This window comes from Arthrobacter sp. HS15c, from assembly GCF_040812005.1.
Lineage (GTDB): Bacteria > Actinomycetota > Actinomycetes > Actinomycetales > Micrococcaceae > Arthrobacter.
On record NZ_JBFOHM010000011.1, the window covers coordinates 170,168 to 195,697 of the forward strand.

Genomic DNA, 25,530 nt, shown 5'->3' on the forward strand with positions numbered 1-25,530 from the left:
AGGGTGTTAAATTAGCGGCTTTGAGCAGTACCCAAGCGGACCGCAGGTTCCCGTCTACCTGGCCGCAGCAAGCCGTGCGTCCAGCAGGCCCGCCGCGACTGCCGGAGCAAGCCCGGGTGCCAGCGGAAGGCGCGGGACCACCAGGCAGTGCCAGAGGTGGTAGATGTCTGCCTTGCCGGACCATACGGTCGAGGTGACATTGCCGTTTTCGTCGAGTTCCTGCTTCCAGGACCCGTGCTCGTAGTCGATGAACCAGTCGCGGGCGTGGTCCCAGATCCGCTCGTACCAGTCCGCGTACTTCTGCTCGCCGGTGGCGATGTAGAGGGCCGCCGCGCCGCCGATTGCCTCGGCGGGAACCCAGCGGATGCGGGTGGTGACTACTGGCTTGCCTTCCCAGTCGACGGTGTAGACAAATCCCGGATGACCGTCCGGCTCCCAGGCGTCGCGGATGGCGGCGTCGAACAGGCCCCGCGAGTCCTCCAGCAGCCACGCCGGGACCTCCATGCCGCGGGCTTCGAGCCCGGCGCGGACGTGCAGGAGCAGGCGTGCCCACTCAACCCAGTGGCCCGGGGTTCCGCCGTACGCGCGGAACTGGCTGGCCCGGTCATCGGTGTTGTACTCCGGCATGGGGTTCCACTCGGGGTCGAAGTGCTCGAATACCCGGTAGTTGTTGTTGCGCGCAAAGTCGTGGATGAGCACCTCGGCGATATGGAGGGCCCGTTCAAGCCAGCGGTTCTCCCCGGTCACATCGGCGACGATGAGGTACGCCTCGACGGAGTGCATGCTCGCGTTCCCGCCACGGTAGGCTTCGGTTTCCGTGAATTCCCGGTTCCACGAGTCGAAGCACATGCCGGCGTCGTGGTCCCAGAACCTCGTGTCAGCGATTCGCAGCGCCTCGTCGAGCAATTCCCTGGCGCCCGGGCGTTTGGCCGCAACAGCGCTGGCAGCAGCGAGGAGCACGAACGAGTGCTGGTAGCCGGACTTGGTGTCGTTGACCGGTCCGTTCCCGTCCACCTCGGAATACCAACCGCCGAACTCATCATCGTGGAAGACTCCGTTGAGCGCAGCGATGCCGTGGTCGACGAGTGTCGCAGCGCCTGGCCGGCCCATCAGGGCAGCGACGGCGAAACTGTGGACCATCCGCGCGGTTATCCAGAGGTGGGTCGGCTTGTCGGTGAACACGGCGCCGTTGTTGTCGAGCCAGCCGAATCCGGTGGGCACCTTTGACGCCGAGGCGAAATTGATCAGCCGATCGGTTTCGGCCTCGAGCCATCGCGCGTGAGCGGCACTGTTCAGCCACGTCATGTTATTTCCTTTCCATGGTGCGGGTGCAGATTGGGAATGATGCTTGATTAGTGGGTGCCGAAGTCGGTATCTGTGTAGGCGCCGGCAACACGGGCGGTGCCCCCGCAGTTGCACTGTCCTCCAACCTCAAGCTGGATGGTGACCGGAGCGGTCGCATCAATCGTCAGGGTCACGGTCTCGCCGGTGCTGGTGGACACGCGCAGAAGGTTTTCTTGGGGGGAGGCGACAGCCATGTCAGCCCTTTCGTTGATGGTTGAGTGGACGGGGTTGGTGGAGCATCGGCAACTAGCCGACGGCGTCCAGCACACCGCGGATGATGGTGGCAGCCGCTCCCAGGTACGCAAGGACGATCAGCAGGACCTGGGCGGCCCGGGCGGGGACGAACCGGGCAGCGACGTCGCCCAGCACCAGCCCTGCGAGGCAGGCCACTGCGACGGCCACCCACATTCCCCATGGCAGCGCGGGGAACGTTGCGGGGGCAGTGAGGGCCTTGGAGATCAGCGAGAACACGCCGATGGTGAAAAAGTACGGTTGCATGGTCGCAGCGAAGGATTTGTGCTGCCACCGGGTGGCGATGGAGTACATGCTGACCGCAGGCCCGCCCACCCCGGCCGCCGTGTTCATGAAGCCGCTCAGGCCGCCGGCCGTGAACAGGTATCGGCGGCGCGGAGGCAGCGTGGCGGACTTGAGGCCAAGCAAAACGGTGAGCCCGACGGCGAGGAGCACCCCGATGGAGATCTCCAGCACCGCCGGCGGGATGAGCCGGATCAGGAAGGCTGCCGGGATGATCCCCAGCAGCGCCGATGCCGCCAATGCCGCGTACCGCTTCCAGTCGATGTCCCGCACCACCCGGAAGATGATGGCCCCCGCCGTCACGGCGCCGCAGACGTTCACCAGCACCACCCCCTCCACCGGGCCAAGGAGCAGGACCAGGAAGGGGGCAGCCACCAGCGCGAAGCCCATGCCGGTGATGCGCTGCATCCCGGCTCCCATGACGATGGCGCCCAGCACCAGCCCGGTGGTCAGCATTTACGGCCTCCAGGCCACGTACTGGACCTCCTCGAACTCCTCCAGGCCAAGGCTTGATCCTTCGCGGCCCAGGCCGGACTGCTTGGCGCCGCCCATGGGCGCGAAGGCCACGGAGGGGAGGGGATCATTGACCCCCACGATGCCGGCTTCCAGGCGTTCGGGGATGTCCCAGGCGCGCTTGGGATCGCGGCTCCAGACGTACGCGGCGAGGCCCATCTCGGTGGCGTTCGCCTTGCGGATGGCATCCTCGTCCGAGGTGAAGGTCACGACGCCGGCCGCCGGGCCGAACACCTCTTCGCTCACCAGGGGTGCGTCGTCGGGGACGTCCGTGAGAAGTGTGGGGGCCATGAACGCGCCCTGCGCCGGAACATCGGTCCGCTGCGTGACACGGCGGGCGCCGCGTGCGAGCGCGTCGTCCACCAGGGCCTGCACGGCGGCCACCCGCTCGGCGTCGATCATGGGACCAAGATCCGGAACCGCTGCGCCGCCGTCGGGAACGCCGTGCCCGATGCTCATCGCATCGAACCGCGCGCCCAGCTTCCGGGTGAACTCGTCGGCGATGCTGTCCTGGACCAGGAAGCGGTTCGCTGCCACGCACGACTGGCCGGTGTTGCGGAGCCGGCCCAGGACAGCACCGTCGACGGCGGCATCCAGGTCAGCGTCCTCGAAGACAATGAACGGTGCATTGCCGCCCAGTTCAAGCAGCGGACGGACCACGCGTTCTGAAGCTGAGGCCATGATCAGGCGGCCCACGCCGGTGGATCCAGTGAAGCTGACGGCCCGCACGGCCGGGTGTTGGAGCAGGGCGGCAGTGATTTCGCGCGAAGGTCCGTGGACCACGTTGACGACGCCGGTGGGGAACCCGGCGTCGTGCAGGACCTCGAACAGGCCGGTGGCGGCGAGCGGCGCCTTTTCGGAGACCCGGCCCACCACGGTGCAGCCTGCGGCAAGCATTGCTGCGAGTTTGCGGGCCTGGATGGAGACGGGAAAGTTCCACGGGGTGAGGCTGAGCGCCACGCCGATTGGTTTGCGGAGGCTGAGGTGGCGCCGGCCGTGGAGTTCGGGCGGGCTGACGGTGCCGGTGGAGCGGCGGACTTCCTCGGCGAACCAGCGGAAGTATTCAACCGAGAAATCCACCTCACCCTGGGCCTCCGGGAGCCGTTTGCCGGCTTCCAGGGCCAGGGTGTGGGCCAGTTCGTCGCGGCGTTCGGCCAGCAGGTCGGCGGCGTTGCGGAGCAGGTCGGCCCGGTTGCGGGCCGTGGTCCGGGACCAGGAACCGAAGGCGTCGGCCGCGGCATCGGCCGCTTTGGTGGCGTCGTCCGCCGTGCCCCACGCGACTTCACCTATGGTGCCGCCGGTTCCGGGGTCGGTGACGTCCTTGGAACTGCCGGCGGTGTGCCAGGTTCCATTCACCAGGTGTCGGGCTGATTTCAGGTTCACGTGTGTTGCCTTTCGTTGGGCTGGTGGAGGTCCGGGGTCCTCATCCCTTGCTTGCTCCGGCGGTGATACCGGCAACGAAGTACCGCTGCAGGAAGACGTACGCCACCACCACGGGCAGGGACGCCAGGATGACGCCGGCGAACAGGAGCGGGTAGTTGGTCTGGAATTCGCCCTGGAAGCTGAGCAGCGCCAGCGGCAGTGTCCGGTTGCCCGGTGACTGGATGAACAGCAGCGGGTAGAGCAGCTCGTTCCAATGGATCACGAACAGGAAGATCGCTGCTGCGGCCACCGACGGTGCCGACAACGGCAGGGCGATGGACACGTATGTTCGCCACGGGCCCGTTCCGTCAATGGAGGATGCCTCGTAGAGCTCCTTGGGCAGGGTCCGCATGAACCCGCCCAGGATAAAGACCGCGATCGGCAGGGTGGACACCACGTTGGCCAGCACCAGGCCCGCCAGGCTGTCCAGCAGCCCCAGCCGCCCGAACAGGACATACAGCGGCACCATGTTGGCCTGCGCCGGGATGGCCATGCCCAGGACCAGGAAGCCGAAGATGGCCCAGGCCATAAACCCCTTGAGCCGGGAGATGGCGTATCCGGCCAGGCTGGCCAGGAACAGGGTGAGTGGAACGGAGATCGCGGTGACAATGACGCTGTTCATAAACGACGACCCCAGGTCCTGGCCGCCGATGACTTCGGCGTAGTTGGCCGGGGAGAGGGACTGCGGCAGGCTGAACGGCCCGGCGAAGAGTTCCTGGGTGGACTTGAAGCTGCCGAACCCCACCACGGTCAGCGGAACGATGATGATGACCGCGTAGATCCCAAGGATTCCGCGGCGGGTTATTGACGCGAGCATGCTGTCATTCCCCCTTCGGGGTGAGGCGGAGCAGCCGGCGCTGCAGCCAGGTGACCAGGGCGATCATCGCCATGAAGATGATCGATTGGGCAGCGGCGTAGCCGAACTCCGAGTTGGCAAAGGTGCTGTAGATGCGGGTGGAGAGGATGTCCAGGGACTGCTTGGGCGGGTTGCCCGCGATGCCGAGGATCAGGTCGAAGGCCTTGAACGACTGGACGGTGGTGTAGGCGACGACGATGGATGTTGCCGGGGCCACGAACGGCCAGGTGATGGATTTGAACTGCTGCCATTTGCCGGCGCCGTCCATCTCCGCTGCCTCGTAGAGTTCCCGCGGGATGGCCTGCAGGCCGGCGATGTAGACCACCATCATCTGCCCGGCGTGGAACCAGACCTGCGTGACGGCCACCCAGTACAGTGCCTGGGCGTTGTTGCCGAGGTAGGAGCCTTGGAGGGCCTCCAGGCCCACGCCGCCCAGGACCGCGTTGGCCAGGCCGAAGTTGGGGTCGTAGATGAACTTCCAGATGAAGGCCACGGAGACCGAGGACAGGATGGTGGGGAAGAAGAACAGGGCCCGGAGCAGGATGCTTCCGCGCGAGTTCTTGGTCAGGAGCAACGCGAGCAGCAACGAGAATACTGTTTGCGCGATCACCACCAGCAGCACAAATTTCAGGTTGTTCGTCAGCGCGTTGGTGAAGAGCGAGTCCTTGGTGAAGGCACGGACGAAGTTGTCCACGCCCACGTAGTTGAACGTTGCGGAGAAGCCGTTCCAGTCCGTGATGGCGTACTGGAACGCCTGCAGGGTGGGCATCACCAGGAAGAACGCGATGATGGCGACGGCGGGCAGCGGGAAGAGGTACAGTGCCGGATTCACCCGGGTGGGGGAGCGGCGGTGCACCTTGGGCTCTTTCGGGGCGGTACGGCCGTCCGCCGCTTTGCGCGGGGCGGCGGTCCCGGTATGGGTGCTCATAGCCGTTCGTCCACAATCTTCTGTGCGGCCTCGGCTGCCTGTTCGGGGCTGGTGCCGGAGATGACGGCGGTGGCGCTGGCCTCGACGGCGTTGCGGACATCGAGGTTCTGGAACTGGAACCTGGCGGCGAGGGCCGTCTTCTTTTCCAGCCAGGGGCTGAGCCGCTTGAGGTCGGCGTTGGTGTACTCCACGTTGTTCACGGCCACGTGCTGGGCTGTCTTGTTGGCGTAGTAGCCGGCGTTCTCGGGCTCGGAGAGGAAGTCGATCCACGCCGCGGAGGCGGCCTGGTTCTTGCTTGCCGAATTGACGCCCAGGATGAACGTGGCGTTGTAGGCGCCCTCGAACTTGCCGTTGCCGTCGGAAGTATTGGGGAAGACCAGTTCGATGGGGAACTGGGCGCCCAGTCCGCGGACCGCGGCAATGTGGTACGAACCGGTGGCCAGCATGGCGGCCTTGCCCTGGGAGAACAGGTTCTGCGCCGGCTCCACCGCGGTGCCGGTGGCGTTGGGCTGCAGGTACGGGACCAGTTCCTTGTACTGGCCCAGCATCTTCAGGAACCAGTCGTCGGTGCATTTGAGCTTGCCCTGCTCGATCTGGGCGCACATGTCATCCACCGGGGCGTTGTTGGCGATCATGCAGTTAAACAGCTGGCCGCCGTTTCCGACGTCGCCGCCTGGCCAGGAGATGGGAGTGACCCCGGAGGCTGCCAGCTTTTCGCACATCGCCAGGAAGCCGTCCCAGTCCTTCGGGGCGATCTCCGCGCCGGCCTTATCGAACAGGTCGGCGTTGGCCATCGGCATGGGGAAGACCACCTGGTAGGGCAGGCCCAGCTGGTTCTCGCCTGACTGGCCGGCGGTGAGGAGGCCCGGCTGGTAGTTGGCTGCCGCCTTGCTGGCCTTGAGATCGGTGTAGATTCCCGCCTCGGTGAAGTTCTTGAATTGGGCGCCGCGGAAGGTGGCGAACGCGTCGCCGATGGCTGCACCGCGGACCTTCTGCAGGCCCTGGGCGTTGTAGTCGTTGGAGGTGGAGATGTCCTGGACCACCTCCACGCCGTCGTGCAGTGCCGCGAACTTCTTGATGAGTTCGTCGAACACCACCTTGTCCTCACCGCGCCAGTGGGCGAAGGACACCTTGCCGGTGACGTTGCCGGTGGCGGGTGCGGCCGGACCCGTTGCACCGCCGGGTGCTGTGGTGCCGCCCGGTCCGGCGCATGCTGCCGCGGTTGCTCCGAAGCCCAGGGCTCCGAGAATCGCGATGGCCTGCCTGCGTGAAATCTGACTCACAATATTCTCCTCGTTGAGTGTTTTGCTGTGCCTTGTTTGTTTTCCTGCGGAATGGCTGTCACCTGGAAGCGCTTTGGCGCGCGTCGGGACTGCTCATGCACTGGTCTTTTGCGACGAGACGACGTCGTCCACCACGGCGCAGAGGCGCTGCAGCCGCCGGACGGCGTCCGTCGAGAGGGATTCGACGACGTCGGGGGCGCCGATGCAGGACGCCCACACGGCGCGTCCGGAGAGGAAGCCGCTGGCACCTTCGAGGCAGGCCCACCGGACGGCGTCGGGGAAAACGTCCTCCGGGACGCCCGAGGACAGCACCACCCACGGGCCATCGATGGCGTTGGTCAGGTCTGCGCAGGCGGCGCGGACGTCGGCTTCGGGTGCCTGGCCCTTGAAGGGGACCTCGGCCTTGTAGAGGTCCGCGCCCAGGCTGCCCAGTTCCTTGGCAGCGGCCAGGATGCCTGCGTTCCAGTCGAAGTCGTCCCCGGAGAGCGGTTTGCGGGAAACAGGTTCGATGATGCTGATCAGCCCGGCGGACTTACAGATCTCGACGAATTCGCGGACCATGGACACGCGGCCGTCGGCGGGCTCGTCCGGGCGGTAGAGCACCAGCAGCTTGAGGGCCTTGACGCCGAGGGCGGCGTATTTGTGCGGGTCCACGAGGCGGTCGATGGTCACTTCGCCCACCAGCTCGCCGTGCGCGGATTCGAAGTGGTCGGCGGAGGCGATGAGTCCGCAGCCGGGGTCAACCACGCCGTCCTCGATGGCCTGGTCGAGGGCGAACTGCCGGTCGATGAGGACGCCGGAGGCGTAGGGGGTGAGGATTTTGGCGGCCTGGAGCTTGAAGTCCTGGAGGTCCTGGTCCGTGACGGGGGCTTCCTGGTGTTCGGCGATCATGTTGCGCATCGCCTCGCGCTGGTCCACGGCGAGCATCGCGAAGGCGCCGGACGGGCGCTGGAGGGGTGAGAGGTCTGTGAGGGTCATGTGCTGCTTCTTTCAGCTAGGCGGTGTGGTTGGTGGCAAGGACAGGAGTAATGGTCTGGTGCGGGATCTTGGAACGGCCATCCAGTCCTTCGCAGGAGGCTGAGGCGGTCCGGCCGGCGAAAGCTGCGGCGTCCACCAGCGGGAGGCCGGCGGCAACAGCGGCGAGGAGGGCACCGTGGTAGACGTCGCCGGCGCCGAGGGTGGAGAGGATGGTGGCCGGCGTGGCCGGAACATGGACGGCGGGGCCGGTTCCGGATTTCACCCAGGCGCCCTCGGCGCCGGCCGTCGCGACCACGGCGGAGGCGCCGTCGTCGATGGCTTTCTGGAGCAGTTCCTCAACGGCCAGCTCCTCGCCGTACTCTGCGCGGAGACGCTCGATGGTGGGCACATAGAGGGCCACGCCGCGCGGGCTGAAGGAAGGGATGGGGTTTCCGGCGTCCACGCTGATGTTCAGGTCGCCGGGGTTCAGCCCGGGGATGGCGGCGACGGCGTTCCAGCCCAGGTGGTCCACGTGGACCCAGGCAGCGGAGTCCAGCAGTTCGCGGAAGCGGCCCTCCGCAGGGAAGCTGACCGGCGGCACCGGGCGGGTGACGATGGCCCGGCTTTCGGAGGCCGTGCTCACCACAATCACGCTGGCGCCTGTTTTGACGGCGGGATCGCGGATCACCGCTGAGGTGTCCACGCCTTCTGCCTGCAGGCCGCTGATGATGCGGTCGCCTTCCTCGTCCGTTCCCAGGACTCCGGCGAATGCGGTGTTTGCGCCGGCCCGGGCTGCGGCAACGGCTGCGGTTGCCGCGGGTCCGCCGCCTGCGGTGGCGAAGTCTGTGGCGACGGTGCGGCTGTCTGCGGCAGGGTAATCCTGGACGAGTGCAATGGAGTCAAGAGTTGCGCAGCCTATGAAGAGCAGGGTTCCTGATGAGGGTTGGTACACGTTCCACCTCGTTGTAGTCACGGCTTGTACTGAAGAAATATACACACGCTATGTTGGAATAACAACACTTTCGGTATAGTTCTGTTTGGGATGCAACGCCGCGGTCCCATACTCAACGTAGAGAAACGGAGCAGCACATGTCATTGCCTTCTGCGGAATCGGTCCGGACCATTCGTTACGGCCTTATCGGTGCCGGCCACATGGCCCGCGAACATGTCCGGAACCTTGCCCTGATCCCGGGAAGCCACATCACCGCCGTATCCGATCCCCAGCCGTCGTCGCTGGAGGAAACCACAGCGGAAATCGGCTACGAGGTACAGACCTTCTCCCGCCACCAGGACCTGCTCGCGTCCGGCCTGGTCGATGCGCTGGTCATCGCCAGCCCCAACGACACGCACCTGGCCATCCTCAAGGACATCTTCGCCAGCGGCACCAACCTGCCCGTGCTGGTGGAGAAGCCGGTGTGCACCTCGGCGGAGCAGGCCGACGAGCTTGAGTCCCTCGCCGCCGGCTACCCTGCCCCGGTCTGGGTCGCCATGGAATACCGGTACATGCCGCCGGTGCAGGAGATCATCCAGGCAGCCCACGGCGGCAAGCTGGGAAACATCTACATGCTGTCCATCGTGGAGCACCGGTTCCCGTTCCTTCACAAGGTGGACGCCTGGAACCGCTTCGCCGAACGGACCGGCGGAACGCTGGTGGAGAAGTGCTGCCACTTCTTTGACCTGATGCGGCTGATCCTGCAGGACGAGCCGGTCCGTGTCTACGCAAGCGGCGGCCACGACGTCAACCACATGGACGAGGTCTACGACGGCAGGGTCTCGGACATGATCGACAACGCCTACGTGATTGTGGACTTCAAGGGCGGCCGCCGGGCCATGCTGGAGCTGTCCATGTTCGCCGAAGGCTCCAAGTTCCAGGAGCGCATCTCCATCGTGGGCGATGCCGCCAAGATCGAGACCCTCATTCCGGTGGCGGCCAACCACTGGATCGAGGGCGACGAAGCCGAAGCCACAGTGGAGTTCAGCCCGCGGTCGCCGCTCGGTCCGGAGCTGCATGAGGTTCCCGTCGATGAAGCCGTGCTCGCGGCGGGTGCCCACCACGGTTCCACGTACTACGAGCACCTTGGCTACCGTAAGGCCATCCTGGGCGAGGGCCCGGTGGAAGTCACCGTGGCCGACGGCCTCCAGTCCGTCCGCATGGGCCTCGCGGCCGAGCGTTCCATCATCGAAGGACGCCCCGTGGAACTGCTGAATGCGGGCGCAGGGGCCAGGCATTAAGTAGATTTGTGTTGGAATTGCAACACGCTGCCAGGTTAACGCATCCGGCTAAGGGAAGCAGGAGAAGGGGATATGAGCAGCTCACATGAAGAGGCGCCGCTGACGCCCCGCCAACGGACCATCCTGGACCAGCTCGAGCGGCGGGGGTTCATCTCCACGATGGACCTCGCCGAAACGTTCGCGGTCTCGGACATGACGGTTCGGCGGGACACCCGCGTGCTGTCCCAAAAGGGGCTGGTGCGGGTGGTGCACGGCGGAGTCAGCGCGGTCAACGCCAGCGGGCAGAACGCAGACTTCGCGGCCAGGGTCCGGGAGGACTCCGACGCGAAGCTGCGGGTGGCGCAGGCCTGTGTGTCGATGATCAGCGAGCGGGACGCCATCATCCTGGACGCCGGTACCACCACGTACCAGATCGCCCAGGAGCTGCCGGCGTCGTTTGCAGGCACCATCATCACGCACTCGGCCCCCGCCATCCAGCGCTGCCTGCAGCTCACCTCGGCCCGGACCATCTGCCTCGGCGGCGAGCTGCTCCTGGACAGCCAGGCCTTCAACGGGCCCATGACGGTCTCCGCCGCGGCGGGCCTCCGCGCAAAAACGGCGTTCATCGGGGTCAGTGGGATCCATGACGAGGCGTTCTACATCGAACGGGATGTGGAACGCGCCACCAAGATTGCGCTGATGAATTCCGCGGAACAGGTGGTGGTGGTGGCCACCCACCAGAAAATGCTGCGGTACGCGCTGGCCCGGCTGGCGGCGTTTGACGCGGCCGACATCCTGGTTACCGATGCTCCGCCGCCGCGGGAGATCGAGGCCGCGCTCCGGGCCGCCAACGTCAAACTGGTGGTGGCGCGGTGACGGCCCGCCTGCGCGTGAGCCTGCCGGACAAGAGGCTGCTGGATGCCGTAGGCCCCTCCGCCGGCGTCGACTTTGTGCTGTGGGACCTGGCCGGCCCGCCGCCGTCGGAACAGTTTGACCTCCTGGTGCCGCCCTACATGGGCAAGCCGGGCGCGCTGGCCGCACTGGACGGTGTTGAGGTGGGGCTCGTGCAGAGCCAGTCCATTGGGTACGACGGCGTCGCGGCCGTTTTGCCCGCGGGTTGCCTTTTCGCCAACGCGGCAGGGGTCCATGAGACGTCCACAGCGGAGCTCGCCCTGGGCATGATGATTGCCAGCCAGCGCGGGATTCCGGACTTTGTGCGGAACCAGGCGACGGGGACCTGGGACAACAACCAGCGTCCCAGCCTGGCCGACCGGCGCGTGCTGCTGGTGGGTTACGGGGGAGTGGGCAAGGCCATCGAGGCCCGGCTCCTGCCGTTCGAAACCCATGTGACGCGGATGGCCAGCCGTGAACGCGACGATGAGCGGGGCCGCATCCACGGAATCGATGCGCTGTATGACCAGCTGCCGCTCCACGACATCGTGGTGGTCAGTGTGCCCCTGAGCGACCGGACACAGAAGTTGGTGGACCGGAAGTTCCTGGCCGCGATGCCCGACGGAGCCCTCCTGGTCAACGTGGCACGCGGTCCGGTGGCGGACACGGATGCCCTGCTTCGTGAGACTTCCTCGGGGAGGCTGCGGGCCGCGCTGGACGTGACCGACCCCGAGCCGTTGCCGGCGGACCACCCGCTGTGGACAGTGCCCGGGGTGCTGATCACGCCCCATGTGGGCGGGGCCAGCTCGGCCATGCTCCCGCGGATGGCCAGACTGGTCCGCAAGCAGATCTCCGTGCTGCTTGCAGGCCAGGAACCGGTGAACGTGGTCCTGGGCCGGGATTCAGTGGCCGAGTAACCCCCTCGACGTCCAGGATCGGTTGGCTCAGCCCTGAGTCGCCGTCGAAATCGCCGGAACGGTTCGGTGTCGCCCGAGCGCATCAGCGTCCCGGCACCGTTCCGGCGATTTGGGCGACGGCGAGGCTTCAGCGCCTGATCTGTTCCAGGACCGCGTCCCGTACCTGCTGCATGGTGGCCGCGTCGGAGGCTTCGACGTTGAGCCGGAGCAGCTCTTCGGTGTTGGACGGCCGCAGGTTGAACCACCAGTTTCCGGCCTCATCGATCACGCTGAGGCCGTCGAGTTCGTCAATGGTGCCCGCGTTTTCATAGCTGGCCTTGACCTGTGCAACCGTGGCCGCAACCCCCTCAACAGAGGAGTTGATCTCCCCACTGGCGGTGTACGGCTCGAATTCGCGGGCCAGCTCCGACAGCGGACCGCGCTGTTCGCCGAGGGCCGCCAGGACGTGCATGGCGGCCAGCATGCCCGTGTCCGCGTTGTAGAAGTCGCGGAAGTAGTAGTGCGCGGAGTGCTCGCCGCCGAACACGGCGCCTTCCTCGGCCATCCTTGCCTTGATGAAGGAGTGCCCCACACGGGTCCGCACGGGCCGCCCGCCGGCTTCGGCAACAATTTCCGGCACGGCGCGGGAGGTGATCAGGTTATGGATGATGACCGGCTCGGCTTCCCCGGCGGCCTGTGCGCGCCGGATCTCACGGACCGCGATCAGCGCGGTGATGGCCGACGGCGTCACTGGCCTTCCGGTCTCGTCCACCACAAAGCAGCGGTCGGCGTCGCCGTCGAACGCCAGCCCGAGGTCCGCCTTGTGGGCCACGACGGCGGCCTGCAGGTCACGGAGGTTGTCAGGTTCCAGCGGGTTGGCGGGGTGGTTCGGGAACGTGCCATCGAGTTCGAAGTAGAGCGGAACCACGGTGAGGGGCAGGGCCGGGTGGAACTGGTCGCCCAGGACCGCCGGTACGGTCAGGCCTGCCATGCCGTTGCCCGCATCCACCACCACTTTGAGCGGCCGGATTCCGTCCAGGGGTACCAGCGAGCGGAGTTTTTCGGCGTAGCCGGCCAGGACGTCCTGCTTGGAGATGGTGCCCTCGATCGGGGCTGAGGGGATCCCGTTGTCAAGGTATTGCTGGGCCAGGTCCCTGATGGCGTCGAGGCCGGTTTCGGAGGAAACCGGCACGGCTCCGGCTTTGGCCATCTTGATGCCGTTGTATTCGGCGGGGTTGTGGCTCGCGGTGAAGATGGCCCCGGCCATGTCCAGGGCGCCGCATGCGTAATAGAGCTCGTCCGTGGAGATCAGGCCGAGTTCCAGGACGTGTGCCCCGCGCCGCGCGGCACCGGCTGCGAAGGCGCGGCTGAATTCGGGCGAGGACGGCCGCATGTCGCCGCCGCAGGCGATGGTCTGGCCGGACAGGCCCAGGACGTCGACGAACGCGGCGCCCACGGCTTCGGCGCTTTGGGCCGTGATGGAGATGCCAACGAGGCCCCTCACGTCGTAGGCCTTGAAAGACGGTGACAGGTCCATGGTGCTCCCCGGGGCAGTAGTGGCAATGCAAACAAGTTGTGTTGGAATTTCAACACAACTTTAGCAGGTGGGCTGGGCTGACTGCCGGCCGCGGGTCCGATAGTTTCCAAAATAACTCGTAAACAACAAGCGCATCGGCAGCTTCAAGTCGGTTATGGCGATACCGCCAGGGGCCCCAGGTGTACGTTCGCGCCTCCATAGGCGTTCTGGTGCCTAGCAATAGTGGGAGTGGGGTTCCTTTTCGAGGGGTGTTGTTATTGCGTAAAGTTTACGATAGTTTCTACGTGTGATGCAGGTCGCATGGTTGGGAACCGTGCGGCCAACGTGCCAACCAAAGGACAACGATGACCAGCGAGCCGTACACCAGCACTGCCGAAGACCGCCTGAAAGGCCTGCACGAACGCCTGGGCGGCATTGCCTACGGCGGCGACTACAACCCGGAGCAGTGGCCGCGCGAGGTCTGGCAGGAGGACGTCCGGCTGATGAAGGAGGCCGGCGTTAACCTGGTCACGCTGGCCGTTTTCTCCTGGAGCCGCCTCGAAACCGCCGACGGCGTGTACGACTTCGGCTGGCTCGATGACGTAATGGACCTGATGCAAGCCAACGGCATCGGCGTGGACCTGGCCACCCCGGACGCCGTGCCGCCGGCCTGGCTGATCGCCCAGCATCCGGACATCCTGCCGGTCCTGGCGGACGGCACCACCTTCGGCTTCGGCTCCCGCCAGCACTTCGACGTCTCCCACCCGGCATACCGGGAAAAGTCCCTGGCAATGGCGGAAAAGATGGGGGAGCGCTACGCCAAGCACCCCGCCCTCTGCATGTGGCACGTGAACAACGAATACGGCCCGGTCTCCTACGGCCCGCACGCAGACCGTGCCTTCCGCAAATGGCTCCAAGCCAAATACGCCAGCCTGGCAGAGCTCAACCAGGCCTGGAGCACCGACGTCTGGGGCCAGGTCTACTCGGACTGGGCCCAGGTCAACGCCCCCGCCCAGCCACGCACCTGGTCCAACCCGTCCCGCCGCCTGGACTACCACCGCTTCACGTCGGACTCCATGCTGGAGCACTACAAGGCCGAACGGGACATCCTGCGCGGGCACACCCCGGACCTGCCGGTGGTCACCAACTTCATGCGCTTCTACAAAAACAACGACTACTGGGCCTGGGCTGCGGAGGAGGACGCCGCCGCGCTGGACATCTACCCGGACCCGCGCGAAGCGGACGCCCACGTGGCCGCCGCCCTCAACTTCGACCTCATGCGCTCGCTGAAGAAGGGCCAGCCGTGGCTGGTCATGGAGCAGGCCACCGCCGCCGTCAGCCAGTGGTCCGTGAACGTCTCCAAGCTCCCCGGCAAAATGCGGCTGGGCTCCTACCAGGCAATCGCCCAGGGCGCGGACTCCATCCTGTTCTTCCAATGGCGCCAGGCCAAGGGCGGCACCGAGCGCTACCACTCCGGCATGGTCAACCACGCCGGCCCCAACACCCGCGTCTTCCGCGAAGTCTGCCAGCTGGGCCAGGAACTGAAAGGCCTCCGCGGCATCACCGGCACCCGCTCCGCCGCCAAGGTGGCCATCGTTTTTGACTGGGACTGCTGGTGGGCCCTGGAGCTTGGCAACTCGCCGCGCTCGGACCTGAACTACCCCCAGGAAGTCCTCCGCCTCTACCGGCCCTTCTTCGACGCCAACATCCCGGTGGACTTCGTGGACACCAAGGGCGACCTCAGCGGGTACAGCCTGGTGGTCCTGCCGGCGTCGTACCTGCTCACCGATGAGTCCGCGCAGCGGTTCGAGGACTATGTGTCCGACGGCGGGCGGCTGGTGGCCAGCTACCTCTCCGGCATCGTGGACCCGGACAACACCATCCGCCTGGGCGGCTACCCCGGGGCGCTCCGGAATGTGCTGGGCGCCTGGAGCGAGGAAATGCACCCGCTCGCCGGCGAGGGGGAGGAGGTCAAGCTTTCAACGTCCGACGGCGGCACGGCCTCAGCGAGTTACTGGACTGAGCACCTGCACACCGAAACAGCGGACGTCCTCGCCAGCTATGCTTCGGGCCGGCTCGCCGGCTCACCTGCTGTTACCCGCAACAGGTTCGGCAAAGGCACCGCCGTCTACCTGTCCGCCCGGGTGGACAGCACCTTCCTGGAGGAGCTGCTCGCCGCCGAACGCGGGGCTGCGGGGATCCGCCCGGAACTGGCCGCGCCGCTGGGAGTCCAGGTCCGCCGTCGTACTGGCAACGGTCGCAGCTACCTGCTGGTCCTGAACCATAACGACGCCCCGGTCAGCGTTGACGTGCAGGGCGGCGGCACCGACCGGCTCACCGGCACGCAGCTCCGGGGAACCGTGGAGCTCGCCGCCAACGGCGTGCTCGTCCTGGAAGAAGAAAACGTCCCCGCAGAATCCGTCCGGTAGGAGAAACACCATGGCCATGCGACTGGAAGTACCTCCCGAGGCGGTCACCGCGGACCCGCCCGGCACCAAGGACAAACCGCGGAACAAGCCCAACGGCTGGAAGCTCGCCCTGAAGCGGGACTGGCGCCTCTACACCCTGGTGGCGCTGCCGCTGCTGTACTTCGCGGTGTTCCGCTACCTGCCGATGGCCGGGAACGTGATCGCCTTCCGGCAGTTCCAGCCCGGTGGGAGCATCTTCGGCGAGAAGTGGGTGGGGTTGAAGTACGTCACCCTGTTCATCAACGACCCCAGCTTCTGGCAGGCGTTCCAGAACACCATCGTCCTGGGTGTGCTGACCCTGCTGTTCTGCTTCCCGATGCCCATCATCTTCGCACTGATGCTGAACGAACTGCGCTCGCAGAAGTTCAAGAAGTTCGTCCAGACCGTGGCGTACCTGCCGCACTTCATGTCCGTGGTGATCATCGCCGGCATGATCCTGCAGAACTTCTCCATGACCGGCACGGTGAACCAGATCGCGGAATCCCTGTTCGGGACCACGGTGAACTTCACCCAGGACGCGTCCTGGTTCCGGCCCATGTACATCAGCTCCGAGGTGTGGCAGACCATGGGCTGGGGCGCCATCCTCTACCTGGCCGCGCTGACCCGGGTGGATGAGTCGCTGTACGAGGCGGCACGGATCGACGGAGCCAACCGCTGGCAGCAGACCTGGCACGTGACGCTGCCGGCCATCCGGCCCACCATCATCACGCTCCTGATCCTGAACATCGGCACCTTTATGGCCGTGGGCTTCGAGAAGATCCTGCTGATCTACAACCCGCTGAACTACGAAACCTCCGATGTCATCTCCACCTACCTGTACCGGGTGGGCCTGGAGTCGTCCAACTTCAGCTACGCGGCCGCGATCGGGATGTTCGAATCCGTCATCGGCCTCACGCTGATCCTCTCCGCGAACGCCATCTCCAAGCGCCTCGCCGGAACGAGCCTGTGGTGAAAGGGACTGCAATGACTGGAATTCTCCAGAAACGGCCGGCTTCGAAAGCGGCCAGGAAAGAAACCGGCGTCCTGGTCAAGGACATGAAAGTCTCCCGCGGCATGCGGGCGTTCCGGGTGTTCAACCTGGCGTTCCTGCTGGTGGTGGTGTTCCTGACGGTGTACCCGTTCCTGAACATCGTGGCGCAGTCGTTCTCCAGCGAGGGGTTCATCAACGCGGGGCAGGTGAACCTGTTCCCGCTGGGCTTCAACGTGGAGACCTACAAGCTGATCCTGGCCGACTCCACGTTCTGGAACAACTACGGCAACACGGTCCTCTACACGGTGGTGGCCACGGCCATCTCCATGGTGCTGACCACGTCGTTCGCGTACGCCATCGCCAAGAAGGACCTCAAAGGCCGGGGCGTGTTCATCGGCATCGCAGTGTTCACCATGTTCTTCAACGGCGGCCTGATCCCCAACTACGTGCTCATCAGCTCGCTGGGCATGCGGGACTCCATCTGGGCCGTGGTCCTGCCCAACGCCATCAGCGTCTTCAACCTGCTGATCATGAAGTCGTTCTTCGAGAACATGCCCCGCGAACTGGAGGAAGCCGCCGCCATTGACGGCCTCACCCAGTACGGCGTCCTTTTCAGGGTGGTGCTGCCGCTGAGCAAGGCCATCGTGGCCACCATGGTGCTGTTCTACGCCGTGGCCAACTGGAACTCCTGGTTCCAGGCCTTCCTCTACCTGGACAGACCGGAGCTGTTCCCGGTGACCATCTACCTCCGCAACATGATCGCGGGTGTGACCACCGCGGGCTCCGCCGGCGGCACCGCGGAAAACGTGGGCCAGATCGCCGCCAACATCCAGTCGGTCACCATCGTCCTGACCGTCATCCCCATCCTGTGCATCTACCCGTTCGTCCAGAAGTACTTCTTTTCGGGCGTCATGCTCGGCTCCGTCAAGGAGTAACCCTTATGAAAGGACATCCAATGATCCCAAAACGAGAGCTCCGCAGACGAGATTTCCTCGGCCTGGCGTCCGTTGTCACCATCGGCCTGATGCTGACCAGCTGCGATTCCGAGTCCGCCGAGGTGGACACCTCCAAGGCCCGTACCGGCGCCATGGACAGCTTTGGCGTGGGGGACACGTTCAAGGCGACGGCGCCGCTGACGTTCAGCTTCCTCTTCAGCGACCAGCCCACCTACCCGTATAAGAAGGACTGGCTCCTGTTCACCAAGATGGCTTCGGACAACAACGTCACCCTGGAGACCACCATCGTGCCCAGCAGCGACTACGAGCAGAAGCGCAGCCTGCTCATCAGCTCCGGCAACGCCCCGGAGATCATCGCCAAGACCTACCCGGGCCAGGAATCTGCGTACGTTTCCTCCGGCGCCGTGCTGCCGGTCAGTGACTACGTGGACCTGATGCCGCACTTCCAGGACAAGGTCAAGAAGTGGAAGCTGGAGCCGGAGATCGCCGGGCTCACCCAGGAGGACGGCAAGTACTATGTGCTGCCGGGCCTGCACGAGGAATTGTGGCCGGACTACTCGCTGGCGTTCCGCAAGGACATTTTGCAGAAGGAAGGCATTGCCGAGCCCAAGACCTGGGATGAGTTCCGCGAGGTGCTGCGGTCGCTCAAGAAGGCTTATCCCGACGTCGTGCCTTTCTCCGACCGTTTCAAGGGCGACAGTGTCCTGAACATCGCGGGTAACGCGTTCGGCACCGTGGCCGGCTGGGGCCTGGTGGACGGGCTGAACTTTGACGAGTCCAAGAAGGAGTTCGAGTTCGGCGCCGGCACCGGGAAGTTCAAGGAGCTGCTGGAGTACTTCAACTCGCTGGTTTCCGAGGGCCTGATGGACCCGGAGAGCTTCACCCAGACCGACGATTCGGCCATCCAGAAGTTCGTCTCCGGCAAGTCGTTCGTGATCAGCGCGAACTCGCAGAACATCATCACGTACCGCACGTCCATGGAACAGTCCCTGGGCAAGGGCAACTTTGCGGTGGGCAAGATTACGGTGCCCGGCGGCCCGGCCGGCGACATTATCGGCGGCTCGCGGCTGGAGAACGGCATCATGCTGAACTCGTCCGTGAAGGACAAGGACAGCTTCGTGGCGCTGATCCAGTTCATCGACTGGCTGTTCTACAGCGACGCCGGGCAGGAGTTCTCCAAGTGGGGCGTGGAGGGCACCACATTTACCAAGGAGGACGGCAAGCGGGTCCTGGCCAAGGACATCAACTTCCAGGGCCTGAACCCGGCGGGCACCAAGGACCTGCGGATGGAGTACGGATTCTCCGGAGGCAACTTCGCCTACGGCGGCACCACCGACCTGCTGAACTCCACGTTCAACGAGGAGGAGTTGGCGTTCCAGAAGGCCATGAAGTCCAAGAAGCCCAAGGCCGTGGCTCCGCCCGTGCCGTTCAGCGACGTGGACCGCGAGCAGGCCACCCTGGTGCTTACCCCGCTGAAGGACCACGTCAAGCAGAACACCCTGAAGTTCATCACCGGCCAGCGGAACCTCAGCGAGTTCGACGCCTACGTGAAGGAGCTCGACGCCAAGGGCCAGTCCAAGTACGTAGAGTTGGCCAACAAGGCTTACAAGGCGTACACAGACAAAAAGTAGGGCAGTTCGTGGCACAGAAGAAGGCGGAGTACGGCTCCGGTCCGCTGTTCAGGGCGGCCGGAGTGGTCTACGGGGTCATGGTGGCCGACGTGCTGCTGGTGCTCGCCAACATCCTGCTGGTGTTGGCGCCGGTGCTGGTCACGCTGGCTGGCGGTTCCGCCCTGCTGGCCGGGGTCATGGTGCTGGTTGCGTTTGTGCCGGTGGGTCCGTCCCTGGTGGCCGCGGCGTACGCGTTCAACCGGCTGCTGGCGGGGGAGGACACCGGTGTGTTCCGCGACTTTGTCCGCGGCTACCGGGCCAACTTCGGCCAGGCGCTCGCGGCCTGGGTGCCGTACGTCGCGGTGCTGGCCGCCGTCGTCGTTAATCTTCTGTTCCTCCCGGGAACGTTCGACGCCGGGAACCCAGCCCAGTCAGCCGCGCGGGTGGGGCTGCTGGGGCTGGGGCTCCTGGTGGCGACCGCCGGTGTGACGGCCATGCTGCTGCTGTCCCGGTTCACGTTCAGGACCCGGGACCTCTACCGTCTCTCGCTGTACTGCCTCGGGGCGCAGAAGCGCGTGTCGCTGGGCAACGCGGGGATCCTGTTCATCACGGCGTTCCTGCTCACGGCCACCACCGCGGGGCTGCTGATCGTCATCGCAGGTCCCCTGATGTACCTGATCTGCCTGAACTCGCGGCCGATGCTGAAGTTCATCGAGCAGAAGTTCACGGTTCAGGATTCAGCGTCGTAGGGGCCTTCCGAAACTTAGAGCTCGTTGCGGACCACGGCTCCCTGGGCCACCACAGCACTGACCTTTTCCAGCGCCGAGGCGTCGGCCAGGGGGTCGGTGTCCACTACGATCGCGTCGGCGAACCCGCCGCGCACCAGTCGCCCGCCGTCGTCTCCGAGGCCCAGGAGCCGGGCGGCATGGACGGTGGCTGACTGCAGCGCCTCCAGCGGGGACAGGCCAGCCTCTGCCAGGAGCCGCGCTTCCGTGCCGATGGGGGTGACGTCGGTTCCGAAGGAGTCGGTGCCGGCCACGATCGTTACGCCTGCTTCGTGGGCGGCGCGGACGGCGGCCTGCAGGATAGGTGTGTACTCCTGCCCTCGTGCGGCGAGGATCGGGTTGGCGGACGCCGCCATCGAGGTGATCGCGTCCATGGTGGGCGTGAAGTAGGTTCCGCGGCGGGCCATCTCGGCGATGGTGCCCTCGGTGACGAAGACGCCGTGCTCGATGCTGCGCACCCCGGCCCGAACGGCGCCGTCGATACCCTCCGCGCTGTAAGCATGGCAGAGCACGCCTGCGCCGTTCGCTGCCTTGACCACGGCGGAGAGCTGCTCCTGGTTGTACACCAGTTCGCGCGGATCCTGCTCCGGCAGGCCGGCCCGCGGGTTGGCGCGGGTCTTGATGACCTGGGCTCCACGCTTGAGGTTGATCCGGGTCAGGTATGCCAGGTCGGCGGGGTCCTTGACGCCGCTGGTGAGGGTGGCGAGCGGCGCGAGGTCGGGGTCGGCCAGCAGCGAATCGCCGAGTTCGGGGGAGATGAACAGGCCAGCGGGGGTCATGCGCGGGGAGACTCCGGGCGCCCAGCCCGGAAGCGCGGCGAGGGCCACGTCCTGGTAGAAGCTGCTGGAGCCGCTGCGGACGCTGGTTGCGCCACCCTGCAGGATGGCCCGGGCATCGGCGAACGCGTTGGCGTGGACGTGCACGTCGATCAGGCCGGGGAGCACCCAGCGGCCCGTTGCGTTCAGGACCTGGGCCCGGCCGGCGACGGCGGCAACGGCCTTGCGTGTGGCGTCGCGGGTTCCGACGGCGGCCACCTTGCCGCCGTCGAGCACCAGGACGCCGTCCTCCACGGCCTCACCCGTCTTGGGATCCACGATGGTGCCGCCCTCGATGATGAGGGCCGGATGGGTGAGGGGGCTGCCGTGGTAGTTGGGGCCGGAGGGACGTTCCGCGGCGTGGGCGGCCGGGGCGCCGCCGATCTGGGCGGCGATGGTTGCCACGGAGATTCCGGCGAGGGCGGCGGCGCTTGCCAGGATGCCGCGGCGGGGGAGGTTGGCCGGCAGCGCGGGGGCGGAAGTGTGGTCATGAAGGCACATCATTGGCTCCTTGGGGAAGGCCGCCTGGGGGAGTGAGCGGCTGACAAATAGGGTACTTGGTATTCCAAAGTACGGCCAGTCTCCCGCTCGTGTATAGGTATTTGTGCCGTCTTCAGTCTCGCATCCCGGACGATAGGACGTTCTGGTATTCCAAATCTGATTATTGTTTGAGGATCTGTTCGCGGAGTATGTCGGCATGGCCGCAGTGTTGGGCCAGCTCCCGCAGCATGTGCAGGTAGACCCAGCGCAGCGGCAGCGGGCCCCGCCGGTTGCCGGGGAGCAGATCGTCGAGCCCCAGGGAGGCGGCAGCGAGCCGGGACGCTTCGCAGGCTTCGCGGTGTGCCTGCTGGACGGAAGCGATGGTGTCGACATCGTCGAGGATGAACGACTCGTCCGGCGTCGCCGGAATACCAATCTCGCTGCGTGGCCGGCAGGTGATGGCCTCGTCGAACCAGACCCTTTCGACGAACGTCGCATGCTTCACCAGGCCCAGCATCGTGGTGCGGGAAGGCACCAGCCGCCGTCGGGCCTGCTCCTCGGTCAGCCCGCTGAGGCTATCGTTGAGCGCGATGCGGTGCTCGTCCAGGAAGGCATCGAACTGGGCGCGCGCTGGCTGGTGGGTGACGTCGTCGGCGAAACTCTGAGGGTGGGAAGTCATGGTCGGAGCCTAGCAAGGGGTATGTCCGGGGGCTACAGCCGGCGGGAGGAGCCTGCATCCCGGTATTAGGGTCGATTCATGCGTTCCTATTGCGATCCTCTTCCGCGCCGGCCGAAGCGGGTCCTGGTGGCTGGCGTGTCTGGTGCAGGCAAGACGACTCTGGCCAGTCGGATCGCGGAGATCATCGGCGGCCCGCACCTGGAGATTGACGCCATTTTCCATGGCCCGGGCTGGATGCCGCGGGCCGAGTTCCTCGCCGATCTGCGCTCGTTCGTCAGCGCCGACGCCTGGACCACGGAGTGGCAGTACGATGCCGCGCGGCCACTTCTTGCCGAGCGTGCTGACCTCCTCGTCTGGCTCGACTTTCCCTTCGTGCGCGTGACCCTGCCGCGCGTCGTGAAGCGGACCGTCCGCCGTCGTTTGCGCCGTGAGGAACTGTGGAACGGCAACTTTGAGGCGCCGCTGCGGACGTTCTTCACCGACCGTGAGCATATTGTCCGTTGGGCAATCCGGACGCGGCGAAAGTACACGGCGCTGATGCCGCAAGTCGTCAGCGAATACCGGCACATCGTCGTCGTCCGGCTGCGTTCGCGGCGGGAGGTTGAGGAGTGGCTCCGCCGGTCCCTGGTTCCAGCGGTCACCGGCTGACCGTCGCTGCGGCAGAATGGGTGCGTGACCCCGCCTAACGCCACCGTGAACCGCACGCCGAGAATATCGTGGGGAATGCGGGCCAACTTCGCGTTTTCAGCGCTTGTGATCTGCCTTGGCCCGATCCTGATGGTTGTTGGCACGTTCCAGATCAATGCCGACGCTGAGCTGGTGCGGACCGGAGAACAGGTCCCCGGAATGGTCACTGAGTTCCACGACGAAGCGCAGGCCTCCGACCGCAAGATGAAAGTGGAGTTCCAGTCAGCCGACGGATCAGCACACCACGAGTGGATCATGGTGGACTATCATCAGCATCCCGTGGTCGGCGATGAAGTCACGGTGGTGCACCGGTTGTCCGATCCCGCCCAGGCAACGGTGGTCGGATTTGAAAGCGACGGCGTATTTCTAAGGGGCGTGGGCGTTGTCCTGACGTTCATTTTCGGCGGTATCGGCCTCTTCCTGGCTGTCTGCTCCTGGATGGGATTGAGAAAGCGCCGAAACAAGGCCACCGGCTAGCCGCCTGAAAGGGGATCAACGTGGTTGAAACTGCTGAGGCCGTCCTCCATGACGGGTCTATCATCCCCGTCACCATCCACGGCGAAGGGCCGGCCCTGCTGTTGCCTGTCCGCCTGGAGCCATATGCGCAGGCCGACGCCGAGACCATGCGGAAGTGGGGCGGGGACCCTGATCTGGGGCCGACCTTGGTCCGTGGACTGTCCGGGTCAAACCGGGTGATCACGGCTGACTACGAAGGCCACCGGATGGCACACCCGGCTGCGGAGACGCTCACTCCGGACAACCTCGCCGCTGACCTGCTGGCCATCGCGGACGCCGCCGGAGCCGACGTCTTCGGCTACTACGGCTACTCGTGGCTCGCGCTCAGCGGACTCCAGCTTGCCCTCCGCACCGACCGCCTCCGGGCGCTGGCCATGGGAGGCTTTCCGCCGCTCGACGGGCCGTACCAGAGCATGCTGGCCGTCACCCGCGCCGCGCATGCGATGTCCGGCCAGGAGCCTGACCCGGCCTGGATTCCGGTCGACGACGCCGAGCCTGGCGACTGGGATTCCGCCGCCGTCCAGACCACCGAGGCCCAAACACGCCAGTTCGTCACCCTCTACGAAGCACTCCAGGACTTCGACGACGCTGCTGCCGCCGTGCCCCGTGACCTGCCGCGGCTCGCTTTCGCCGGGGCAGACGACCAGATCGACTACAGCCCGCAATGGGGCGGCGTCCAGGTGCGGATCGGTGAACCCCTTGCCGCGCATCGAATGGAACTCATGGCTGCCGGCTGGGATGTGCAGGTCCTTCCCGGGCTCGACCATCTCGGCGCCATGAACAGTGCCGTGGTCCTGCCCATCCTGACCGGCTGGCTCGGCAAGGTCGGCTGGGTCAACGAGCCGGCTGGTTAGGCTGGAATCATGGATTTCCAGCTTCGCCAGGCGACGCCCGAGGACGCGGAGGCCGTGGTGCGCATGCACACCCTGGCCCACGAGGAGTGCTACCCGCACCTGCTGTCCCCGGAGTTTTTCCGCGCCCGCCGTGACAGTATCCCCGAACGCGTGGAACGCCGTCGGCCCCACCTGGACGTTGCTGACCCGCGGATCGTTGCCGTGGACGCCGACGGTGAGGTGGTGGGATTGGCCGACGCCGGTCCGGGCCGCGACGAGGACGGTCCCGTTGAGCTTGAGCTGTACTCGATTTACACGCTGGCCCGCACGCACGGCACCGGACTCGGGGCGGCCCTGCTGCGTGCCGCGATCGGGGAGTCTCCGGCCTACCTCTGGGTGCTTGAGGACAACCCCCGGGCGCTGGCCTTCTACGTCAAGCACGGCTTCCGACCCGACGGAAAACGGGGGCAGCTTCCGCCCGAGTGGGAAAGCCTGGCGGAATTCCGGATGGTCCGGTCATCCTCCCCATAGAACCCATGAGCCGTGGGGCAGTACGGCGTGGAAGCACAGGACCGGGACTCCCAGCGCGATCTCGACGCAACCTTGCTGGCGCAGGTCCGGCTCGTCGAATCCCGCGAAGCCTGCGTTCCTGATGGCGGCGAAGGTTTCGGGCATCTCCTGGGCCTTGACTTCGAAGCAGTCGAACGGCCCCGCCGTGGGGTCGAACTGCCGGGTAAAGATGTCCACATCGAGGTAAATCCGCTCCCGTCCGCGCTGCAGCTCACGAAGGTCAGCCAGGGCCGGTCCCATCCCTGCCTTGGACAGGCCGGGTGGGTCGAAGCAGGCCGCGTACGCAGAGGGTGTGTATTCGGTGGCCTCGGAATCAACCCAGATGCCATCCGGTAGTTCTGAAGGGGGCTTCACCATGAGGGACCCCGGATGAATTGCCCCGGAGCGGACTAGTTCAAGGCCCTTGCTGGACAGTCGCCGCTGCATCGGTTCGACTTCCTTGGCTTCGATCACCCTGCCGTCGTCGTATACGAGGATCCAGCCAAAGTGGTAGATGCCATGGTGGGCGATGATGCCCGCAGTGGAGTCTTGCCCGGCAGCAACGGAGGGCCCTTCTATGACGGTGTCGCCCCACGGAGCCAGATCCGGAGGGGGATCCGGCCTTCCGAAGACGGCGAGCGAGGCTGCGCCGAGGGCGACTAGGGCGGCAAACGCGTACCACCGGCGCCTCCGCCGTGCCCGCTGCCTCGCCTCCGGGATCAGCACGACTGGGGTTTCTATATTCTCGAAAGGCTCCTGGGGACGCAGCGTCCGGGGGCCATCGGTGACAGTCATGGCTGCCTCCTGTTTCCCAAGATGGTGCTAATCTTA

The 25,530-nt window shown here is 65.8% G+C and carries 25 protein-coding genes; 12 read left to right on the forward strand and 13 right to left on the reverse strand.

Annotated features, from left to right (window positions below; all coding sequences use genetic code 11):
* Positions 1-54: 54 nt before the first annotated feature.
* The 9 genes from ABV518_RS18720 to ABV518_RS18760 all read right to left on the reverse strand — a co-directional run bounded on the left by ABV518_RS18720 (position 55) and on the right by ABV518_RS18760 (position 8,789).
* Complete coding sequence (locus ABV518_RS18720) at positions 55-1,305, reverse strand: AGE family epimerase/isomerase (protein ID WP_367770001.1); 1,251 nt, start codon at positions 1,303-1,305, stop codon at positions 55-57.
* 47 nt (positions 1,306-1,352) lie between these two features.
* Positions 1,353-1,502 carry a hypothetical protein gene (locus ABV518_RS18725; RefSeq protein WP_367770004.1) on the reverse strand — a complete coding sequence of 50 codons (150 nt, stop codon included), beginning with the start codon at positions 1,500-1,502 and terminating at the stop codon, positions 1,353-1,355.
* Positions 1,503-1,590: 88 nt separating this feature from the next.
* The gene (locus ABV518_RS18730; protein WP_367770007.1) at positions 1,591-2,334 is read right to left on the reverse strand and encodes a sulfite exporter TauE/SafE family protein; all 744 of its coding nucleotides are present in this window, start codon (positions 2,332-2,334) and stop codon (positions 1,591-1,593) included.
* Positions 2,335-3,774, reverse strand: a complete 1,440-nt coding sequence (locus tag ABV518_RS18735; protein ID WP_367770010.1) for an NAD-dependent succinate-semialdehyde dehydrogenase — start codon at positions 3,772-3,774, stop codon at positions 2,335-2,337.
* Between the two features lie 40 nt (positions 3,775-3,814).
* Positions 3,815-4,630, reverse strand: coding sequence for a carbohydrate ABC transporter permease (locus ABV518_RS18740; RefSeq protein ID WP_310166833.1), 816 nt, complete (start codon positions 4,628-4,630; stop codon positions 3,815-3,817).
* Between the two features lie 4 nt (positions 4,631-4,634).
* Complete coding sequence (locus tag ABV518_RS18745) at positions 4,635-5,597, reverse strand: carbohydrate ABC transporter permease (RefSeq protein WP_367770015.1); 963 nt, start codon at positions 5,595-5,597, stop codon at positions 4,635-4,637.
* Positions 5,594-6,880 carry an ABC transporter substrate-binding protein gene (locus ABV518_RS18750; protein ID WP_367770017.1) on the reverse strand — a complete coding sequence of 429 codons (1,287 nt, stop codon included), beginning with the start codon at positions 6,878-6,880 and terminating at the stop codon, positions 5,594-5,596. Before ABV518_RS18750 ends, ABV518_RS18745 begins: the two co-directional genes overlap by 4 nt.
* A gap of 93 nt (positions 6,881-6,973) precedes the next feature.
* Complete coding sequence (locus ABV518_RS18755) at positions 6,974-7,858, reverse strand: aldolase (RefSeq protein ID WP_367770019.1); 885 nt, start codon at positions 7,856-7,858, stop codon at positions 6,974-6,976.
* A 16-nt stretch (positions 7,859-7,874) separates the two neighbouring features.
* Positions 7,875-8,789, reverse strand: coding sequence for a PfkB family carbohydrate kinase (locus ABV518_RS18760; RefSeq protein ID WP_367770022.1), 915 nt, complete (start codon positions 8,787-8,789; stop codon positions 7,875-7,877).
* A 137-nt stretch (positions 8,790-8,926) separates the two neighbouring features.
* Between ABV518_RS18760 and ABV518_RS18765 the strand changes: the two genes are divergently transcribed.
* From ABV518_RS18765 to ABV518_RS18775, 3 genes are all read left to right on the forward strand, one after another.
* Positions 8,927-10,069, forward strand: a complete 1,143-nt coding sequence (locus ABV518_RS18765; protein ID WP_367770024.1) for a Gfo/Idh/MocA family protein — start codon at positions 8,927-8,929, stop codon at positions 10,067-10,069.
* A gap of 72 nt (positions 10,070-10,141) precedes the next feature.
* Entirely contained in the window at positions 10,142-10,924 is a 783-nt protein-coding gene (locus ABV518_RS18770) for a DeoR/GlpR family DNA-binding transcription regulator (RefSeq protein ID WP_367770027.1), read from the forward strand.
* Entirely contained in the window at positions 10,921-11,856 is a 936-nt protein-coding gene (locus ABV518_RS18775) for a 2-hydroxyacid dehydrogenase (RefSeq protein ID WP_367770030.1), read from the forward strand. The genes ABV518_RS18770 and ABV518_RS18775 overlap by 4 nt, the downstream gene beginning before the upstream one ends.
* A 127-nt stretch (positions 11,857-11,983) precedes the next feature.
* Here the strand turns inward: ABV518_RS18775 and ABV518_RS18780 are convergent, their stop codons facing one another.
* Positions 11,984-13,372, reverse strand: a complete 1,389-nt coding sequence (locus ABV518_RS18780) for a phosphomannomutase/phosphoglucomutase (protein WP_367770033.1) — start codon at positions 13,370-13,372, stop codon at positions 11,984-11,986.
* A 344-nt stretch (positions 13,373-13,716) separates the two neighbouring features.
* Here ABV518_RS18780 and ABV518_RS18785 point away from each other — a divergent pair, with 344 nt between their 5' ends.
* The 5 genes from ABV518_RS18785 to ABV518_RS18805 are packed head-to-tail and all read left to right on the forward strand — an operon-like array spanning position 13,717 to position 20,104.
* A complete protein-coding gene (locus tag ABV518_RS18785) occupies positions 13,717-15,780 on the forward strand; it encodes a beta-galactosidase (RefSeq protein WP_367770035.1) in 2,064 nt (687 codons plus the stop codon).
* 10 nt (positions 15,781-15,790) lie between these two features.
* On the forward strand, positions 15,791-16,771 hold the full coding sequence (locus tag ABV518_RS18790; protein WP_367770038.1) for an ABC transporter permease: 981 nt from the start codon (positions 15,791-15,793) through the stop codon (positions 16,769-16,771).
* Positions 16,772-16,782: 11 nt separating this feature from the next.
* Entirely contained in the window at positions 16,783-17,724 is a 942-nt protein-coding gene (locus ABV518_RS18795) for a carbohydrate ABC transporter permease (RefSeq protein ID WP_367770041.1), read from the forward strand.
* Positions 17,725-17,729: 5 nt separating this feature from the next.
* Positions 17,730-19,376: an extracellular solute-binding protein gene (locus tag ABV518_RS18800; protein WP_367770044.1), complete on the forward strand. Its 1,647-nt coding sequence runs from the start codon at positions 17,730-17,732 to the stop codon at positions 19,374-19,376.
* An 8-nt stretch (positions 19,377-19,384) separates the two neighbouring features.
* Positions 19,385-20,104: a DUF624 domain-containing protein gene (locus tag ABV518_RS18805; protein WP_367770047.1), complete on the forward strand. Its 720-nt coding sequence runs from the start codon at positions 19,385-19,387 to the stop codon at positions 20,102-20,104.
* A 14-nt stretch (positions 20,105-20,118) separates the two neighbouring features.
* Here the strand turns inward: ABV518_RS18805 and ABV518_RS18810 are convergent, their stop codons facing one another.
* Both ABV518_RS18810 and ABV518_RS18815 read right to left on the reverse strand, forming a co-directional pair.
* The gene (locus ABV518_RS18810) at positions 20,119-21,459 is read right to left on the reverse strand and encodes an amidohydrolase family protein (protein ID WP_367770050.1); all 1,341 of its coding nucleotides are present in this window, start codon (positions 21,457-21,459) and stop codon (positions 20,119-20,121) included.
* A gap of 157 nt (positions 21,460-21,616) precedes the next feature.
* Complete coding sequence (locus tag ABV518_RS18815) at positions 21,617-22,114, reverse strand: DinB family protein (RefSeq protein ID WP_367770053.1); 498 nt, start codon at positions 22,112-22,114, stop codon at positions 21,617-21,619.
* A 78-nt stretch (positions 22,115-22,192) separates the two neighbouring features.
* On the opposite strand from ABV518_RS18815, the gene ABV518_RS18820 reads away from it, so the two are divergent.
* From ABV518_RS18820 to ABV518_RS18835, 4 genes are read left to right on the forward strand one after another with little or no spacing between them, the layout of a single operon-like run.
* Positions 22,193-22,762, forward strand: a complete 570-nt coding sequence (locus ABV518_RS18820; RefSeq protein WP_367770056.1) for an AAA family ATPase — start codon at positions 22,193-22,195, stop codon at positions 22,760-22,762.
* Positions 22,763-22,786: 24 nt separating this feature from the next.
* Positions 22,787-23,278, forward strand: a complete 492-nt coding sequence (locus ABV518_RS18825; protein WP_367770059.1) for a DUF3592 domain-containing protein — start codon at positions 22,787-22,789, stop codon at positions 23,276-23,278.
* Positions 23,279-23,298: 20 nt separating this feature from the next.
* Positions 23,299-24,171, forward strand: coding sequence for an alpha/beta hydrolase (locus tag ABV518_RS18830; protein ID WP_367770061.1), 873 nt, complete (start codon positions 23,299-23,301; stop codon positions 24,169-24,171).
* Positions 24,172-24,180: 9 nt separating this feature from the next.
* Positions 24,181-24,681: an N-acetyltransferase family protein gene (locus ABV518_RS18835; RefSeq protein WP_367770064.1), complete on the forward strand. Its 501-nt coding sequence runs from the start codon at positions 24,181-24,183 to the stop codon at positions 24,679-24,681.
* On the opposite strand, the gene ABV518_RS18840 is transcribed toward ABV518_RS18835, so the two are convergent.
* Positions 24,667-25,494, reverse strand: a complete 828-nt coding sequence (locus tag ABV518_RS18840) for a hypothetical protein (RefSeq protein WP_367770067.1) — start codon at positions 25,492-25,494, stop codon at positions 24,667-24,669. The genes ABV518_RS18835 and ABV518_RS18840 overlap by 15 nt on opposite strands.
* Positions 25,495-25,530 lie beyond the last annotated feature (36 nt).

Excerpts from the sequence above, each read along its gene's own strand:
- ABV518_RS18720 (WP_367770001.1), bottom strand. The coding sequence starts at position 1,305 with ATGACGTGGCTGAACAGTGCCGCTCACGCGCGATGGCTCGAGGCCGAA.
- ABV518_RS18730 (WP_367770007.1), bottom strand. The coding sequence starts at position 2,334 with ATGCTGACCACCGGGCTGGTGCTGGGCGCCATCGTCATGGGAGCCGGG.
- ABV518_RS18740 (WP_310166833.1), bottom strand. The coding sequence starts at position 4,630 with ATGCTCGCGTCAATAACCCGCCGCGGAATCCTTGGGATCTACGCGGTC.
- ABV518_RS18745 (WP_367770015.1), bottom strand. The coding sequence starts at position 5,597 with ATGAGCACCCATACCGGGACCGCCGCCCCGCGCAAAGCGGCGGACGGC.
- ABV518_RS18755 (WP_367770019.1), bottom strand. The coding sequence starts at position 7,858 with ATGACCCTCACAGACCTCTCACCCCTCCAGCGCCCGTCCGGCGCCTTC.
- ABV518_RS18765 (WP_367770024.1), top strand. The coding sequence starts at position 8,927 with ATGTCATTGCCTTCTGCGGAATCGGTCCGGACCATTCGTTACGGCCTT.
- ABV518_RS18770 (WP_367770027.1), top strand. The coding sequence starts at position 10,142 with ATGAGCAGCTCACATGAAGAGGCGCCGCTGACGCCCCGCCAACGGACC.
- ABV518_RS18780 (WP_367770033.1), bottom strand. The coding sequence starts at position 13,372 with ATGGACCTGTCACCGTCTTTCAAGGCCTACGACGTGAGGGGCCTCGTT.
- ABV518_RS18785 (WP_367770035.1), top strand. The coding sequence starts at position 13,717 with ATGACCAGCGAGCCGTACACCAGCACTGCCGAAGACCGCCTGAAAGGC.
- ABV518_RS18790 (WP_367770038.1), top strand. The coding sequence starts at position 15,791 with ATGGCCATGCGACTGGAAGTACCTCCCGAGGCGGTCACCGCGGACCCG.
- ABV518_RS18795 (WP_367770041.1), top strand. The coding sequence starts at position 16,783 with ATGACTGGAATTCTCCAGAAACGGCCGGCTTCGAAAGCGGCCAGGAAA.
- ABV518_RS18800 (WP_367770044.1), top strand. The coding sequence starts at position 17,730 with ATGAAAGGACATCCAATGATCCCAAAACGAGAGCTCCGCAGACGAGAT.
- ABV518_RS18810 (WP_367770050.1), bottom strand. The coding sequence starts at position 21,459 with ATGATGTGCCTTCATGACCACACTTCCGCCCCCGCGCTGCCGGCCAAC.
- ABV518_RS18815 (WP_367770053.1), bottom strand. The coding sequence starts at position 22,114 with ATGACTTCCCACCCTCAGAGTTTCGCCGACGACGTCACCCACCAGCCA.
- ABV518_RS18820 (WP_367770056.1), top strand. The coding sequence starts at position 22,193 with ATGCGTTCCTATTGCGATCCTCTTCCGCGCCGGCCGAAGCGGGTCCTG.
- ABV518_RS18835 (WP_367770064.1), top strand. The coding sequence starts at position 24,181 with ATGGATTTCCAGCTTCGCCAGGCGACGCCCGAGGACGCGGAGGCCGTG.
- ABV518_RS18840 (WP_367770067.1), bottom strand. The coding sequence starts at position 25,494 with ATGACTGTCACCGATGGCCCCCGGACGCTGCGTCCCCAGGAGCCTTTC.